Genomic DNA, 15576 nt, shown 5'->3' on the forward strand with positions numbered 1-15576 from the left:
CTATGTCCTCTGACCTGTGGAGCTTTTCCCTCAGCACTTACGCCTTGCCGGGTGTTGAACCGCTGTGCCTGCGATTGCAGTCGACGGGGGCCAGTGTGTGTCTATTGCTGTGCGGCGCCTGGCTGGGTCGACGCGGCGTCATCTGCACTGAACCCCGCTTGCAGCAGCTTCAGGCCGTGGCCAATGCCTGGGATACCGATGTCGTTCAACCGTTGCGAACCTTGCGCAGGCAGTGGAAAGCCGCCTCGATGGCAGACACCGAGCTGCATACCCTGCGCGAAAAAGTGAAGACACTGGAGCTGGAGGCCGAGCGGATCTTGCTGTTGCGGCTGGAGCAGGCCACGCAGAGTTGGCCGCAGGAAGGCGTGACCGAGCTATCGGCCTGGCTGGAAGGTGTGACGGCTGGCGCCGCCCACCTCGACCGCGACGCGCTGCATCAGCTGCGCGTCGCGGTAACCGGCACTTAGGAAGCGCTGGTTGGGGTGGTAGCAGTGTTCGACGCGGCGGCCGGCGTTGGTGCTGGCGTGGCTGTCGAGTTGGTCGCGGCTGGCGCCGGCGCTGCCGGTGCGGCTGGAGCGGCTGGAGCTGCTGGCTTGGCAACCGGGGTTGCAGCAGGTTTGGCAACTGCAGCGGCAGCCGGTTTGGCAGCAACCGGTTTTTTCACTGCCGGCTTGGCTGCCGGTTTTGCAGCAGGCTTGGCAGCGGCTGGTTTGGCGGCACTGGCAGTGGCCGGTTTAGCCGCAGCAGCAGGCTTGGCAGCAGCAGGTTTTGCCGCTGGTTTCGCCGCAGCTTTTGCAGCAGGTTTGGCTGCTACCGGTTTGGCTGCTACCGGTTTGGCTGCTACCGGTTTGGCTGCTGGTTTGGCTGCTGGTTTGGCAGCTACAGGTTTAGCGGCTGGCTTGGCAGCCGGTTTTGCCGCTGCAGTTCTGGCGGCTGGCTTGGCAGCCGGTTTCGCGGCTGCGGTTTTGGCTGCTGGTTTTGCAGCAGGTTTTGCAGCAGGTTTTGCAGCCGGTTTAGCAGCGGTTCTTGCCGCTGGTTTGGCAGCAGCTGTGGCAGGTTTCGCGGCAGCAGTTCTTACAACTGCTGGCTTGGCGGCAGCCGGTTTGGCCGCAGCGGTTTTAGCAGCCGGTTTGGCAGCGCTGGCAGCTGGTTTTCTCGCGGCAGGTTTTGCAGCCGGTTTAGCGGCGGCAGTTTTAGCGGCTGGCTTGGCAGCAGCAGGCTTGGCCGGTGCTTTTGCAGCAGCGGGTTTGGCAGCCGCTTTACGGGCAGGTGCCGCTGCCGGCTTGGCCGCGCGCAGGGACAACGCCTTGCCGACAGCCTCTTGAACACGGCCGACACCCTGGGCCAGTTTCAGGCTTTCCTGGGCATCACGTTTGAGTTGCAGAATGTAGGTGCGGGTTTGCGTCTGACGATCTTTCAGTGCGTCAAGCAGCCCTTCGAGTTCGCCCACGGATTCCTTCGCCTTGGCCTGTGCCTTGGCTTTTCCGGCAGACGCTGCATCCTGCAATTTGGTGCGGGACTTGTGCAGTTTTTCTTGCGCTTTGCCGCGTTGCTTTTCCAGCTTGGCGAGCAATTTCTCAGCATCAGCCAGGGCTTCGGAACAAGCGGTTTCCAGATGCTCGAGCAAGCTGCCCGAGAGTTGTTGAAGCAGGTGCAACGGAGTATTTACAGGCTTCTTGGTGGCCGACATGGTTTACCTCCTGGCTGAAGTGAGTGCGGCTCATACTAGACCTCTGCTGCAACCGCCGCTAGGGCATGTTGACACTATCCAAAGCGTTGTGTTGCAAAGGACTGAAAAACTTCTGCAGCGATGCAAAAGCAGTTCACCGTTGTGCGCATTCACACTGGCATAATCGCGCGCACTTCAGGTCGGAGAGTGCCCATGTCGCGCTACCTTTTTTTATCGCTGTGCGTGTTTTTTTCTACGGTCCACGCGGCCGAAACAACACCGGAAAATGAAGCTCACGATCTCGCCTACAGCCTAGGCGCGAGCCTAGGTGAACGCTTGCGCCTGGAGGCGCCCGACCTGCAACTCCAGGCACTGATCGAAGGTTTGCAACAGGCCTATCAGGCCAAGCCACTGGCATTGAAGGACGAGCAAATCGAACAGATCCTGACCGAGCATGAAGCACGGATTGCCATGCAGTCGGCCCAGCCTCACAGCGAAGCGGTGATGGAAAAGGAGCAGCGCTTTCTTGCCGAAGAAAAAGCCAAACCCGGCGTTCGAGAACTGGCCGATGGCGTACTGGTTACCGAGCTGACGCCAGGCACAGGTGCAAAGGCAGGTCCGAACGGAAAAGTGCAGGTCCTGTACATCGGCCGACTGCCCGACGGCACCGTGTTCGACCAGAGCACCCAGCCACAATGGTTCAGGCTCGATAGCGTGATTGCCGGATGGCGCAGCGCCCTGCAAAACATGCCCGTGGGTGCGAAATGGCGCCTGGTGATTCCCTCGGCTCAGGCATACGGCGCCGACGGCGCCGGCGACGTGATCGCGCCGTTCACCCCGTTGGTGTTTGAAATTGAACTGCGCGGCGCTACCGGCTGAAATCAGAAATGAAAAACGGCGTGCCACTGGCACGCCGTTTTCTGTCTTGCGCAAAGCGATTCAGGCTTGAACCGAATCGACTTCCTTGTGAGCTGTGTGCAGCACTTCGATCAGGCAATCTTCCAGTTCGAAGCGTTCATGCAACAGGCCGCCCAGCTCCTTGAATTTTTCCGCGACGCATTTGCCTTCATCGCACAGGTCGTTGAACGCCAGCAGCTTTTCGGTAATGACATCGATACGCGGGTAGAGGGTCTCGGCCAGTTCCAGACCACGCTTGTCGTTGAAGGCCTTGGCCTCCCCCGTCAGCTGTTCATAAATTTCGAAATGCCCGGCAGACACGTAATCAACCAGCACGCCGCAGAACTCCTGCAACGGCTTGCGGTTCTCGCCCAAAGCCTCTGGCTTGGCGCCGAGAGCGTCATAGGCCCCGATCAGTTCGTGTCGTTCCTGCAACCAGCGATCGATCAGCAGGTGCACTCCACCCCAGCGTTCCTGAGCATTCTGACAACTTTCGAGCATGGTGATCTCTCTTCCCTTGTGGGTCAGCTGCTCTATGCCTGCTCGCCTCTTGTAACGTCAGTGGGCGGTCAGGCAGAGCGTCATCGAGCAACAAAATTCCAATGACACGTGCGGGCCAGATTATGCCCGCAGGGCACTGGCTTCAAGGTACGCAGGCGATAAAGTTCATACAAGTGTTTAATCGCCCAATAGCACCCGGTGCGACGACTCGCCGCTGAGCGGTCGCCGATGGCCGCGCCAGACAAGTCGCAGCAACTGATGCAGCGCCAGCATGACCATCGCGACAAACAGCAACAGACTCCATTCCGTGAGGCTCAGGCCAAACAAAGTCCAAGTGATTTGCGCACACCCAACCGCGCCGTTGAACAATTGTTGTATCACTGAGGACCAGGGTTCGGTTGCAATCAGGTCACCCATGCTGGTCGAGCAGGACGTCAAGCGCGGCACCGGATCAGTTTGCAACAAGACCTGCCGCCATGCCGCGACGGTGCCCGTCAGACTGCAACAGACTGCCGTCAGCCAATAGAGGATGCTGCCCCCACGACCGGGGCCATGGACAGCGGCAATCAGGCAAACAGCGCTAAACAGTGCCAGGCAAAGGCGTTGCAGTAGACACAAGCCGCAAGGTCGCAGGCCGACCGCGAATTCGAGGTACCAGGAAACGCCCAACGCCAGGGCACCCGCAACGAAGGCCATGAAAAACAAGGAGCGTGAGTGAGCCAATGACATGGCATTTCCGTAAAAGTAGTGACAGGTCATTACGGTAGAGGAAAGCGAGTCGGCCATTCAAGGCGAAACGGCAGGGAGACTTCAGCGCAGGTGTAGGGAAATACCGACGCTTGGGAGAGGATAAAAAGCAGCCTCCTGTAGGAGTTTGTCTGCGACAGATTTCAGCGACCTGTATGCAGTGATTTGTCACACACCGGCAAGGGAGCAAGCCCCCCCTCGCCATTGACCACAGACTTACATTGGGCCACCGGAGCAGCCCAATGAATCAGGCACGAACCGGCACCGGCAGCGGTGCCGCCAACAGACGCTCATCCAGCAAGCCCAAGCCTTCTTGGAACAGTTGGTTGCTGCGTTCGGTATCACCCATTTGCGCCAGCAGGCGTGCCAGTTCGGCGCAGGCTTCCGGGTGGCGTTGGACGCGAAGACTGTCTTCCAGGTAATCCCTGGCCTTGCCCCACAAGCTGTTTTGCAGGCTCAGTCGACCCAGGGTCAACAACAGGCCAGGGTCGGCCGGATGCTCCTTGAGCCAGCCTTCAGCGGTCTGCAACTGACGCGCTGGATCCTTGCCACGAACCAGCCCGTAAAGGCGCGCGAGATGACTGTCGTAGTTGCGCTTGAGCGCCGTGCGCAGGACCTCTTCGGCTTCGACCTGAGCACCCAGTTGTCGCAGTTGCTCGGCATAGGCGAGCACCAGCTGCGGTTCCTGACGCTGCGCCGCGCTCAATTGCTGCCAGGCGCGCTCGAGCGACTGCAAGCCGACCGTACCGTCCTCTTCCCGCTGCGCGGCGAAGGACAGGTTCGCACCCCAGGCACGGCGCTCCAGTTCGGCAAGTTCGGCTGCGGGCAACACTTTGTCCTTGCGCAACTCCGGCAGCAGGCGGATCACCGCCGACCAGTCCCCACGCTGCTGGTGCAAGCGCTGAAGTTGGCGCAGCGTCTGCGCGTTGTGCGGGTGACGTTCGTGCATGGCTTCAAGCGTCGCCAGGGCGCCATCGGTGTCGCCGCGGTCGGTCTGCAATTGTGCGTGGCTCAGGGCGATCGCCAATTCGGCTTGGGGCTGACGCTCCAGTGCGCGCTCCAGCAGACTGTCGCACTCTTCGTAGTGACCCTGCTCGTTTGCAGCCCGAGCCGCTCCGAGGTAGTACAGCAACGGTTGGCGCTCGGCTTCGGCGGCGCGATGCAGATGACGTTGCGCGCTGGCCCAGCGCCCTTCCGCCAGGTCCAGCTGACCATGTTCAATCGCCACTTGTACCCGACGACTACGGTTGCGCCGTGACCACGGATTGACCACGCCGCTGGAGGTCATCACCAGTTCCACAAGAGCCTTGATACCCCAGACCACCAGCCAGAGCACCGCGACCAGCGCCAGCGTCGCCCACAGACTGGACTCGTAGCGGAAGGTCTTGTAGGCAACCAGCACGTAGCCGGAATGCTCGGCAATCGCCAGCCCCAACGCGGCGGCGGCGGCAATCACCAGGAACACGATGACATAGAGGCGTTTCATGGCGTTGCCTCCTGCGCGGTGTTCGCAGGCTTGGCCAGTGGCTTGATCGAGTCCTCGGCGTTGACGTTACGCCGCTCCAGGTATCCCTGCACCGCACTCAAGGTGCCGGTCAGGTCCGGTGTGACCACGGTGACAGGCTGCTTGCTCAGCTCGGCGACCTGCTCGAGCATCACTTTGCTTTGGGCGTTATCCGCGTTGAAATTGCCTTTCAACACATCCCGCGCCTCGTCCAGTGCCTGGGTGTACACCGCCGCTTGACCATTGAGCGCCGCCCATTGTGCCTGCTCAAGGGCCAGGCTCAGTGCCAGGCGCACCTGAGTCAGACTCTGGCCGGCCAGCAATGGACGAACGTTTTTGTCGGCATTGAAATCGATACGGATGTAGCGCGAGATCTGATCCCACCATTGCGCCCAGCGGCTGGCGCCGTCGCCATCTGCGGTCAGACCCAGTAACGAATCGCCGCGATCCTTGTATTCGGGCGCCAGTTCAGTGAGGCCGATGACCTGTTCACGCAAGGCACCCAGACGCAGGAACAGGCCGGTGCGGTCCGGTTGTTCGGTGCTGCGCAACGCCACCAGGGTTTTCGCCACTTGCTCGCGAGCGGCGAAGGCACCCGGATCGTTCTGTTCGCGCAAAATTTCGTCGGCACCCTGCACCAGCGCCTGTGCGCTGCTGATGTCCTGCAACGCAGAGAGGCGCAGACTGGCCAGGCGCAACAAGTGCTCGGCTTCAGCCAGGCGCCAATCCTTGCGACTGGCACCGAGCACGGTTTCCAGACGCTGATTCAAGCGTTGCTGATCGCCTTGCAGCTGGATGACCAGTTGATTACGCGCGTCGAGCTCGTCGGCCGCAGGCAACTGAGCAAGGCGCGCGGTCAGGCGTTCTTCATTGAGCTTCAGGCTTTGTGCCTGGTCGCTCAATGCCTGCACCTGACTCAACTGCTGCTGGGTGTTGGCCTGCAAGTGACGCACCTGCCAGATGCCCCAGCCGCCCACCGCGATGCCGGCGGCACCCAACAGCAATGCGACGATTGCCAGGCCATTGCCTCGGCGTTGCTCCTGAGCAGGTGGCAAAGTTTCATCTACCAGTGCATCAAGCACCGGTCGCACGTCGTCTTTTGGCAAGGCTGTTTCGCTCACGTATCCATCCTTTGCATTAGAGAACGGGCACGGGATGCTCCCGTAACGCCGTCAGCAAGGCCGCGGCACTGGCGCCACGGCAATCCACAACTGTTTTGGCCCCGGCGGCTTGCGCCAGCTCGGCGACCCTGGGGCTTGGAACAAACAACGGCATCTGCGCCAATCGCGGCCAGGCATCGCCAGCCAATTGATGCAAGTGCGCAAAACCCTGTCCACTGCTGACCACCAGCCCGTTCAGGCGTTCCGCCGCAATCCGCTGCGTCAGTGCGCCCGGCGCGTAATGCGGTAACTCTCGGCGATACAATTGCAGATACTCGACACTAGCACCAAGCTCACGCAAACGCTCAGCCAGCAGCTCACGACCACCCTCCCCGCGTAGGATCACAACCCGCGGATCGGGACGGGCAATAGCCTCGCGCAATTGGGCAAGCATGAGCAAGGCTTCACTGTCATCGCCCTCTGGCGGGAAGCTGACGTCCAGCCCGTGATCGGCGAGGATCTGCGCAGTGGCGGCGCCGACCGTGAACCACTTGATACCCGGTGGTTGTGGCCAATGCCGGCGCAACAATTCGACAGCGATCCGCGCCGCTGGCTTGCTCACGACAATCGCCGCACAGAACTGGTCCAGGGACTGAATCAACGCATGTGTTGTATCGCCGACTGCCAAGGGCACGATGTCCAGCAGCGGCAGACTGCTGCTGAAAATCCCCTGCTCGGCCAACAGCCCGCCCAACGCCGCCGACTCATCCGCAGGACGCGTCAGCAGCAGACGCCAGGCAGTCACTCGTGACCTGCCTCGCCGTAGACCGCCTTGAGAATGTCATCGGCGCCCTGGCTCAGCAGGTCTTCGGCAACCCGCACGCCCAACGCCTCGGCATCGCCGCGTGGAGCGCGGGCCTGTGCGCTGAGCAGCAAGCCGCCGCTCGGATCACCCACCAGGCCGCGCAGCCAGACCTGCTCACCCTCGAGCACGGCGTAGCAGGCGATCGGCACCTGGCAGCCGCCATTCAGATGTTTATTGAGGGCTCGCTCAGCGATCACGCGAGTGGCGGTGTCGTGATGGTGCAGCGGCGCCAGCAGGGCATGGATTTCGCTGTCGGCACTGCGACACTCGATACCCACCGCACCTTGTCCACCGGCAGGCAGGCTGTCATCGACACTGATCGCCGAGGTGATGCGCTCTTCAAAGCCCAGGCGAATCAGGCCAGCGGCGGCCAGGATAATGGCGTCGTATTCGCCGGCATCAAGCTTGGCCAGGCGAGTATTGACGTTACCGCGCAGGAAACGGATTTCCAGGTCCGGACGCCGGGTCAGCAATTGCGCCTGACGGCGCAGGCTGGAAGTACCGACGATGCTGCCTGGCGGCAAATCATCCAGGCTGGCGAAGGTATTGGAGACGAACGCATCTCGCGGATCTTCCCGCTCGCAAATGCAGAACAGGCCAAGGCCCTCCGGGAAGTCCATCGGCACGTCTTTCATGGAATGCACGGCGATGTCGGCTTCGTTCTCCAGCAGCGCAGTTTCCAGTTCCTTGACGAACAGGCCTTTGCCGCCGATTTTCGACAACGGCGAATCGAGCAACTTGTCGCCACGACTGACCATGGGCACCAGGGTGACGAGCAGACCCGGATGGGCCGCCTCAAGACGGGCTTTGACGTATTCGGCCTGCCACAGGGCGAGCGCACTTTTGCGGGTGGCGATGCGGATTTCGCGAGAGGACATGGATCAATCCGTACTGAATAGATACGGCAGATAATAACAGCTCAGCCAAATGCACTTTGACTTGTATCAGATACTACTCGGCCTCCCTGGCCCCGGATGTCCGGTAATCGGGTGTGAAATTCGCTTGCGAGCCGCGAATTAAAGCTGTTGCATCATTTTCCGCACGCCGGCGACATGACGTCGGCTGACGATCAATGCATCGCCGTTCAGGCCTTTGAGGAACAGCTGGAAATGTCCCAGAGGTGTGCGCTGCAGCCGTTCGATACGGTCCCGGGCAACCAGGGCGTTGCGGTGGATACGTACAAAACGGTCACCGAATTCGTCTTCGAGGGCCTTGAGCGGCTCGTCCAGCAGCACCTCACCGGTTTCGTGGCGCAAGGTCACGTACTTGTGATCGGCAATGAAATAGACCACCTGATCCAGCGGAATCAGCTCGATCCCTTTGCGGGTCCGGGCGCTGATATGACTGCGAGGTCCGTTGCCGCTTTCAGCGGCCGGGCGGGTCAGGGCCGAGAGCTGGGCACGATTGGGGCGCTCGGCTCTTTTCAACGCGTCATGCAATTGTTCAGTTCGCACAGGTTTCACCACATAGCCTACGGCGCTGGCCTGTAAGGCTTCCACGGCAAATTCATCGGGCCCCATGCAAAACACCACGGCAGGCGGGGTTTCGCGTTCGCACAACCGGGCAGCCACTTGCAGGCCATCGAGGCCTGGCATACGGATATCGAGCAAGACGATATCCGGCTTGTGGCTGTCGATCAGTGCCAACGCCTCTTCGCCATTCGTGGCGCTTGGCTCCAGGACGTTGTATCCCTCGAGTTCGCCAACCATTCGGCTCAGGCGCTCGCGGGCCAAGGGTTCGTCATCAACGATCAGGACATTCATATTGCGCTGGATTCCTGCGTGAGTCTCGCACAAGGATAGCGTAGACAGGTGAAGTGACGTCCGTCACCGCGATCCACGCTAAGACTAGCCCGAGAGTCAAAAAGTGCCGCGAGACGAACGGCTAAATTTTCATCCCCCGGGCGAATCGCGACCCACGCCCGCGTTATCGACTGATCGCTACAGGGTTTGCGGATACGCAATATGAACACCCCCTCTTCTTATAGTCTGCTTTTACACCAGCAAGTGCGTTGCTCCTACAGTCCAACTGTAGACGGTTGCAGGGCCGATATTGCTCAATTGAAAAATATCGTTTGGCAAAAATGCCCGGACACCGGCGCAGGTCCTGCAAAAAAACCTGTCGACCAGTGCCAGCGACAGGATTGGCAACCCTGTTATTATCCGCGCCAGCGTTCCACGCCTTCTTACTTCAAGCCGATACGAGCGAATTCATGAGCACTGACAAGACCAATCAGTCCTGGGGCGGCCGCTTCAGTGAACCCGTCGACGCCTTCGTCGCCCGCTTCACCGCCTCCGTCACTTTCGACCAGCGCCTGTATCGCCACGACATCATGGGCTCGATCGCCCACGCCACCATGCTGGCCAAGGTCGGCGTGCTGACCGATGCCGAGCGCGACAGCATCATCGACGGCCTCAAGACCATCCAGGGTGAAATCGAGGCCGGTCAGTTCGACTGGCGCATCGACCTCGAAGACGTGCACATGAACATCGAGGCGCGCCTGACCGACCGCATCGGCGTGACCGGTAAAAAACTGCACACCGGCCGCAGCCGTAACGATCAGGTGGCCACCGATATCCGCCTGTGGCTGCGTGACGAGATCGACCTGATCCTCAGCGAAATCACCCGCCTGCAGAAGGGCCTGCTGGAGCAGGCCGAGCGCGAAGCCGCCAGCATCATGCCGGGCTTCACCCATCTGCAGACCGCACAGCCGGTGACCTTCGGGCATCACATGCTGGCCTGGTTCGAGATGCTCAGCCGTGACTACGAGCGCCTGGTCGACTGCCGCAAGCGCACCAACCGCATGCCCCTGGGCAGTGCCGCGTTGGCTGGCACCACCTACCCGATCGACCGCGAATACACGGCCCAACTGTTGAATTTCGACGCTGTCGGTGGCAACTCGCTGGACAACGTGTCCGATCGCGACTTCGCCATCGAATTCTGCTCGGCCGCGAGCATCGCGATGATGCACCTGTCGCGCTTCTCCGAAGAACTGGTGCTGTGGACCAGTGCCCAGTTCCAGTTCATCGACCTGCCGGACCGTTTCTGCACCGGCAGCTCGATCATGCCGCAAAAGAAGAACCCGGACGTTCCTGAACTGGTGCGCGGCAAGACCGGCCGTGTCTTTGGCGCACTGATGGGCCTGCTGACCCTGATGAAAGGCCAGCCGCTGGCCTACAACAAGGACAACCAGGAAGACAAGGAACCGCTGTTCGACGCCGCCGACACCCTGCGCGACTCGTTGCGGGCCTTCGCCGACATGGTGCCAGCCATCAAGCCCAAGCACGCGATCATGCGTGAGGCGGCCCTGCGCGGCTTCTCCACCGCCACCGACCTGGCCGATTACCTGGTACGCCGTGGCCTGCCGTTCCGTGACTGCCACGAAATCGTCGGCCATGCCGTGAAGTACGGCGTGGACAGCGGCAAGGACCTGGCGGAAATGAGCCTGGAAGAGCTGCGCAAGTTCAGCGACCAGATCGACCAGGACGTGTTCGCGGTATTGACCCTGGAAGGCTCGGTCAATGCCCGCGACCACATCGGCGGTACGGCACCGGCGCAGGTGAAAGCCGCCGTGGCGCGCGGCCAGGCGTTGCTCGCCAGCCGCTAAAGGCATCGCCGGACTGCCGCCCATTCCCACAGGATCAGTAAGATCCCTGTGGGAATGGGCGTGTTGGCGATGACTTCCTTCAGAACATTTCCGGCCTATTTCTTGGCCGCGACCATCGCCATGAACGCCGGCATCGCCGCTTCCTTGTCCGCCGCAATCCGCTGAACGTTCGGATTGGCCTCCAGACGCTCCAACAGCGCTTTCGCCTCCGGCATTTCGGCCAGCAGGTCGATACCGAACAGCTTTTTCGCCACCCCGCAGGCCAACGGCACGCTGTACAGGAAGTACAAATCCGCCACGCTCAAGGTGTCGCCAGCCACATAGGGGCTGAACTTGCCGTGACGCGCCAAAGCCGCAAACCCCAGCAACAGCTCGGCCTTGGTTTTTTCCTTGATGGCATCAGGCAGGACAGCGCCGAAGAACGCTTCGCCGTAGCAGGCACGGCCTGGCAGCTCGATGTACAGCTCGATTTCCTTGGCCACCGCCAGCACCTGAGCGCGCTCGAACGGATCGCTCGGCAACAGTGGCGTGCCTTTCTGACTCTCTTCGATGTACTCCAGAATCACTGCGGTTTCATTGATGAAGCCCTGCTCGACCTGCAACACAGGGACCTTGCCACGCGGGCTGATCGCCAATGCTTCGGGGGAGGTGCCGCCGTAAAACGCTACCTCTTCGAAAGGCAGGCCTTTCTCCAGCAGTGCCAGCTTGACCATGTTGTAGTAGTTGCTGACGGAAAAACCATAAAGCTTGATCATCACAAAACCTCCAGGCCGTGCGGGGTGGGCAGTGCCTGTTTATAGAACGCCTACCGCTTTCTTGCCAGCAGCATCATGGGGCTGAATATGGGTAAACTGGCGGTCTTTTCCAGAGGAGCCTGCCATGAGCGAGCCAACCGATATCGATAACGACGAAGAAGAGTTCGCCGAAAGCACGTTGATCCAGGCCATCGAAAACCAGATCGAAAGCGACAATCCGCCGGCGGCCAAGGCGACGTTCAACAAGCTGACCCTGGTCGGCTACGAGCGTGAAGACATCCTCAACATGATGGCTCACGTTTTAGCGGTAGAAATCGACGCGATCCTCGAAGAAGACCGCGCGTTCAACACCGAATGGTACGAGGCCGCACTGCGTGCCTTGCCAGAGCTGCCACCGGAAAAGCAATAACCCGGTTTACGCCAGAACATCCTGTCTGTGGGGGTGAACCCGCTCCCACACACTTTGTTTCCATTCACCTCTGCCCTTCCCCAGACCCTGACTACACTGGTTACACCCCGCCGCCACATCGCTCGCCGGGGAATGCCACCCAAGGCGAAAAAACCCTGCCGCGAACACTGGACATGCCGCGCAAGTGGGCTCACCTTAGGGGCGCTGTCGTCCAATTCCTAGAAAGTCTGGAGTCCTTATGTCGCTTACCCCTGAGCTGGTTGCCGAACTGGAAATCCTCGCACTCTTCAACCTGGACAGTTCCCAGGAAGGTTTGAAAATTCATCAGACCGCTGCCCCGCACCACATCGCCGCTGCCCAACGCCTGTTCGAAAAAGAACTGATCGATCAACCCGACGGTGGTTACCTGACCAGCCTTGGCCGAGACGCCGCACAAAATGTGCAGACCTTGCTGACCATTCTCAACGCCGAAGAAACAGCCTGAATTCCCCCCATCGCCCACGGAAACTCCTGTCGAATGGAGTTCCGCGGGCGCACGCTGTCGCCAACCGATAGAAATCTGACGCCAGAAAAGCAAATTCAGCTTAAAAGTCCCGTGGCCAAGGCGCTAAACTGCCCCTCACCCTGAGGCCTTCCATTTCCGAGCCCCGCGAGCCGGTTTGAGCTGACATGACGCGCAACCACGAAATCCGCCCCGATCTGGATGAGGGAATCGACCGCAAGGTGCTCAGCCAGCTGCGCGCACGTTTTCTCAAGCTCAACGAAGGACGCATGGCACGCGCCATGGAAGGATTGTCGACCCGCCAGCAGGGCGTGCTGAGCCTGTTGCCGCTGTTTTTCCACGTCAACCATCCGCTGCTGCCCGGCTATGTCTCCGGCAGTACACCGGCCGGCCTGTCGAACTACGAGCCCGATGCCGATACCTTGGCCGAAGCCCAGCGCCTGACCCGTTCGTTTTCCTACAAACCTCGCCACGGCAGCAATCCGCCACGACCGATTCACGGCCTGTTCCTGATGGGCAGCCTCGGCACCCTGGCACAGGCCGACCAGAGCGACATGGACGTTTGGGTTTGCCACGGACCGGACCTGAGCGAGAGCGAACTCGCCGAGCTACGCAAAAAGTGCCAGTTGCTGGAAACCTGGGCAGCGAGCCAGGGCGCTGAAGCGCATTTCTTCCTGATCGATCCCGCGCGTTTTGTCCGCGGCGAGCGCGACACCCAACTAAGTTCGGAAGACTGCGGTACCACCCAGCACTATCTGTTGCTGGACGAGTTCTATCGCACCGCGATCTGGCTGGCCGGGCGCACGCCGATCTGGTGGCTGGTGCCGGTCTATGAAGAGTCCAGCTACGACCGCTATACCCACACGTTACTGTCCAAGCGCTTCATCCGCGCCGATGAAACCCTGGACTTGGGGCACCTTGCCTTTATTCCACCCGGTGAATACATCGGCGCCGGCCTCTGGCAACTGTTCAAAGGCATCGAGTCTCCCTACAAGTCAGTCCTCAAGTTGTTGCTGACCGAGGTTTACGCCAGCGAGCACCCTAGGGTTCACTGCCTGAGCCTGCGTTTCAAGCAAGCCGTGTTCGCCAACCAGCTGGACCTGGACGAGCTGGACCCCTACGTAGTGGTGTACCGGCGAATCGAGGAATACCTCATCGCCCGCAACGAAACGGAACGCCTGGAGCTGGTGCGGCGCGCACTGTATCTGAAGGTCAATCGCAAGCTCACGGGGAGCAACAGTCGCAACCCAAGCTGGCAACGAGCCCTGCTCGAACGCCTGGCCCAGGAATGGCACTGGGACCAGCGGCAACTGGCGCTGCTCGACAGTCGCAGCCAATGGAAGGTCCGCCAGGTCGGTGCCGAACGACGAGCCCTGGTCAACGAGCTGAACTACAGCTATCGCTTCCTCACGCAATTTGCCCGCAACGAACAAACCGCCAGCCGCATCAACAAACGCGATCTCAGCGTGCTGGGGCGACGCCTGTATGCGGCGTTCGAGCGCAAGGCGGGCAAGGTCGAGTTCATCAACCCCGGTATCGCGCCGGACTTGGCCGAGGACACTCTGACCCTGGTGCACGCACCGGATCGCAAAGAGCCCGGGCAATATCAGTGGGGCTTGTACAACGGCAGCCTGACCGCGCTGGAGTGGGAGCATTTCGCGCCGATCAAGCGCAGCCGCCACCTGCTTGAGCTGCTCACCTGGTGTCATCGCAACGGTGTGATCGACAGCAGCACCCGCCTGGCCTTGCACCCGGGCAGCAGTGATTTGAGCGAATTCGAGTTGTTCAACCTGCTGGGCAGCCTGCAACAGACCATTGCCCTGCCTCTGCCGACGGTAGCCGAAGAACCTTTGCTACGTGCTGCCGTACCGAGCGAGGTGCTGATCCTGGTGAACGTCGGCATCGATCCGCTCAAGCACCACCGTGACCTGAACATCCTGATGACCACCGAACGCACCGACTCACTGAGCTATGCCGGCGTCAGGGAGAACCTGGTGTTGACGCTGGATCAGGTCACGCTCAACAGCTGGAACGAAGTGCTGGTCAAGCGCTTCGACGGCCCCCACGCCCTGCTCGACTGCATCAGCGATTACCTCAATAACCTGCCGGACGGGCCGCAGCAGCCAAAACTGCGGGTGCGCTGTTTCTGCCACAACCGCGCGCAATTCATTGCGCAACGAGTCGAAGACATCATAGAGACGGCACACGACCTGCTGCTGAGCCGCCTCAATCATCGTTACCTGATACAGGTGGAACAGCGTTATCACGTACTTGAATTGAACCCCGGGCAGGTCCGGCATATCGCTCTGGAGTCCCTGCCAGCCTTGATCGATTACCTGGCTGTCGAGCGCACAAGCTACAGCCCGCTGCATCTCGACCCCAAAGCACTTGAAGATCACGATCTCGCGCTGCTCCTGCCAACCGGCCAGCCCGAATGCGTTCAGGTGTTCTACCGGGTCTACGAAGACCAGGCCGATCTGTATGTGCTCGATGAGCTCAACACGCTGTGGCAGCAGCGTTTGCCCTGGCACGACGAGCAGAGTCTGCTGGTGCCATTGCAGCGTTTCCTGCAGTCGATCCAGTACCGGCGCGATGCCCTGTTGCCGATGGAGACGAGCCAGCCGCTGAATCTCGACACGCTGTATTGCCAGCTGCTGCCATCGGGGCCGGGCCGGGCACGCCGGATCGAGGCCCGCCCCGTGCCGCAAACTCCGGTGAACAAACCGTTCTACGACGTACAGGCCATCGTCGGCAAATCCGCACCGGGCCAGGTGCAGGTCACGCTGTACTGCAATCAAAGGGAGTTTTCAGCGCTGGAGCATGGCGACCAACTGTTCAGCGTGGTCGCCCGAGAGATCGTCGGGCAGCGTCGGGAGACCGAACGCTACCGCTGCTACATCACTGATCTGGATCTGTCCGGCCTGCTCGGTGACGGGCCGGGCTCCACTCATCTGTACCTGCACTACAAGGCTGACCTGGAGCGTGCATTGAATGAGGCGCTCGATCAGGTCTGAAGGGAT

15 protein-coding genes are annotated in these 15576 nt (G+C 60.7%); 6 read left to right on the plus strand and 9 right to left on the minus strand.

The annotated features are described in order from the left end of the window. The first annotated feature begins 2 nt into the window (after positions 1–2). Positions 3–467 carry a TIGR02444 family protein gene (locus EIY72_RS06185; RefSeq protein WP_093228752.1) on the plus strand — a complete coding sequence of 155 codons (465 nt, stop codon included), beginning with the start codon at positions 3–5 and terminating at the stop codon, positions 465–467. Here the strand turns inward: EIY72_RS06185 and EIY72_RS06190 are convergent. Beyond that, the gene (locus EIY72_RS06190; protein WP_093228750.1) at positions 464–1690 is read right to left on the minus strand and encodes an AlgP family protein; all 1227 of its coding nucleotides are present in this window, start codon (positions 1688–1690) and stop codon (positions 464–466) included. The genes EIY72_RS06185 and EIY72_RS06190 overlap by 4 nt on opposite strands. A 192-nt stretch (positions 1691–1882) precedes the next feature. On the opposite strand from EIY72_RS06190, the gene EIY72_RS06195 reads away from it, so the two are divergent. After that, positions 1883–2548, plus strand: coding sequence for an FKBP-type peptidyl-prolyl cis-trans isomerase (locus EIY72_RS06195; protein ID WP_093228748.1), 666 nt, complete (start codon positions 1883–1885; stop codon positions 2546–2548). Positions 2549–2608: 60 nt separating this feature from the next. On the opposite strand, the gene rsd is transcribed toward EIY72_RS06195, so the two are convergent. The 7 genes from rsd to EIY72_RS06230 all read right to left on the minus strand — a co-directional run bounded on the left by rsd (position 2609) and on the right by EIY72_RS06230 (position 9046). Further along, on the minus strand, positions 2609–3067 hold the full coding sequence (rsd, locus tag EIY72_RS06200; protein WP_093228746.1) for a sigma D regulator: 459 nt from the start codon (positions 3065–3067) through the stop codon (positions 2609–2611). 177 nt (positions 3068–3244) lie between these two features. Beyond that, positions 3245–3796: a disulfide bond formation protein B gene (locus tag EIY72_RS06205; protein ID WP_093228744.1), complete on the minus strand. Its 552-nt coding sequence runs from the start codon at positions 3794–3796 to the stop codon at positions 3245–3247. 265 nt (positions 3797–4061) lie between these two features. Beyond that, positions 4062–5300 (minus strand): heme biosynthesis protein HemY, encoded by a 1239-nt coding sequence (locus EIY72_RS06210; protein WP_093228742.1) that lies wholly within the window; start codon positions 5298–5300, stop codon positions 4062–4064. After that, positions 5297–6439 carry a uroporphyrinogen-III C-methyltransferase gene (locus EIY72_RS06215; protein WP_093228740.1) on the minus strand — a complete coding sequence of 381 codons (1143 nt, stop codon included), beginning with the start codon at positions 6437–6439 and terminating at the stop codon, positions 5297–5299. Before EIY72_RS06215 ends, EIY72_RS06210 begins: the two co-directional genes overlap by 4 nt. A gap of 16 nt (positions 6440–6455) precedes the next feature. Further along, positions 6456–7223 (minus strand): uroporphyrinogen-III synthase, encoded by a 768-nt coding sequence (locus EIY72_RS06220; protein ID WP_093228737.1) that lies wholly within the window; start codon positions 7221–7223, stop codon positions 6456–6458. Further along, on the minus strand, positions 7220–8161 hold the full coding sequence (hemC, locus tag EIY72_RS06225; RefSeq protein WP_093228734.1) for a hydroxymethylbilane synthase: 942 nt from the start codon (positions 8159–8161) through the stop codon (positions 7220–7222). Before hemC ends, EIY72_RS06220 begins: the two co-directional genes overlap by 4 nt. A gap of 138 nt (positions 8162–8299) precedes the next feature. Continuing rightward, positions 8300–9046, minus strand: coding sequence for a LytR/AlgR family response regulator transcription factor (locus tag EIY72_RS06230; RefSeq protein ID WP_093228732.1), 747 nt, complete (start codon positions 9044–9046; stop codon positions 8300–8302). A 449-nt stretch (positions 9047–9495) separates the two neighbouring features. Here EIY72_RS06230 and argH point away from each other — a divergent pair, with 449 nt between their 5' ends. Next, complete coding sequence (argH, locus tag EIY72_RS06235; RefSeq protein WP_093228729.1) at positions 9496–10890, plus strand: argininosuccinate lyase; 1395 nt, start codon at positions 9496–9498, stop codon at positions 10888–10890. Positions 10891–10985: 95 nt separating this feature from the next. Here the strand turns inward: argH and EIY72_RS06240 are convergent, their stop codons facing one another. Next, the gene (locus EIY72_RS06240) at positions 10986–11645 is read right to left on the minus strand and encodes a glutathione S-transferase family protein (RefSeq protein WP_093228726.1); all 660 of its coding nucleotides are present in this window, start codon (positions 11643–11645) and stop codon (positions 10986–10988) included. A gap of 124 nt (positions 11646–11769) precedes the next feature. On the opposite strand from EIY72_RS06240, the gene EIY72_RS06245 reads away from it, so the two are divergent. The 3 genes from EIY72_RS06245 (at position 11770) to EIY72_RS06255 (ending at position 15570) form a co-directional block, all read left to right on the plus strand. Beyond that, on the plus strand, positions 11770–12054 hold the full coding sequence (locus tag EIY72_RS06245) for a hypothetical protein (protein WP_093228724.1): 285 nt from the start codon (positions 11770–11772) through the stop codon (positions 12052–12054). A 238-nt stretch (positions 12055–12292) separates the two neighbouring features. Continuing rightward, positions 12293–12538, plus strand: coding sequence for a TIGR02647 family protein (locus tag EIY72_RS06250; RefSeq protein ID WP_093228722.1), 246 nt, complete (start codon positions 12293–12295; stop codon positions 12536–12538). 185 nt (positions 12539–12723) lie between these two features. Then, entirely contained in the window at positions 12724–15570 is a 2847-nt protein-coding gene (locus tag EIY72_RS06255) for a class I adenylate cyclase (RefSeq protein ID WP_093228719.1), read from the plus strand. Positions 15571–15576: the final 6 nt, after the last annotated feature.

It is taken from the genome of Pseudomonas vancouverensis, assembly GCF_004348895.1.
Taxonomy (GTDB): Bacteria; Pseudomonadota; Gammaproteobacteria; order Pseudomonadales; family Pseudomonadaceae; genus Aquipseudomonas; species Aquipseudomonas vancouverensis.

Coding starts and splice junctions, on each gene's coding strand:
- EIY72_RS06195 (WP_093228748.1), top strand. CDS start 1,883: ATGTCGCGCTACCTTTTTTTATCGCTGTGCGTGTTTTTTTCTACGGTC.
- EIY72_RS06250 (WP_093228722.1), top strand. CDS start 12,293: ATGTCGCTTACCCCTGAGCTGGTTGCCGAACTGGAAATCCTCGCACTC.
- EIY72_RS06255 (WP_093228719.1), top strand. CDS start 12,724: ATGACGCGCAACCACGAAATCCGCCCCGATCTGGATGAGGGAATCGAC.
- EIY72_RS06230 (WP_093228732.1), bottom strand. CDS start 9,046: ATGAATGTCCTGATCGTTGATGACGAACCCTTGGCCCGCGAGCGCCTG.
- EIY72_RS06245 (WP_093228724.1), top strand. CDS start 11,770: ATGAGCGAGCCAACCGATATCGATAACGACGAAGAAGAGTTCGCCGAA.
- hemC (WP_093228734.1), bottom strand. CDS start 8,161: ATGTCCTCTCGCGAAATCCGCATCGCCACCCGCAAAAGTGCGCTCGCC.
- EIY72_RS06240 (WP_093228726.1), bottom strand. CDS start 11,645: ATGATCAAGCTTTATGGTTTTTCCGTCAGCAACTACTACAACATGGTC.
- EIY72_RS06190 (WP_093228750.1), bottom strand. CDS start 1,690: ATGTCGGCCACCAAGAAGCCTGTAAATACTCCGTTGCACCTGCTTCAA.
- argH (WP_093228729.1), top strand. CDS start 9,496: ATGAGCACTGACAAGACCAATCAGTCCTGGGGCGGCCGCTTCAGTGAA.
- rsd (WP_093228746.1), bottom strand. CDS start 3,067: ATGCTCGAAAGTTGTCAGAATGCTCAGGAACGCTGGGGTGGAGTGCAC.
- EIY72_RS06205 (WP_093228744.1), bottom strand. CDS start 3,796: ATGTCATTGGCTCACTCACGCTCCTTGTTTTTCATGGCCTTCGTTGCG.
- EIY72_RS06210 (WP_093228742.1), bottom strand. CDS start 5,300: ATGAAACGCCTCTATGTCATCGTGTTCCTGGTGATTGCCGCCGCCGCC.
- EIY72_RS06185 (WP_093228752.1), top strand. CDS start 3: ATGTCCTCTGACCTGTGGAGCTTTTCCCTCAGCACTTACGCCTTGCCG.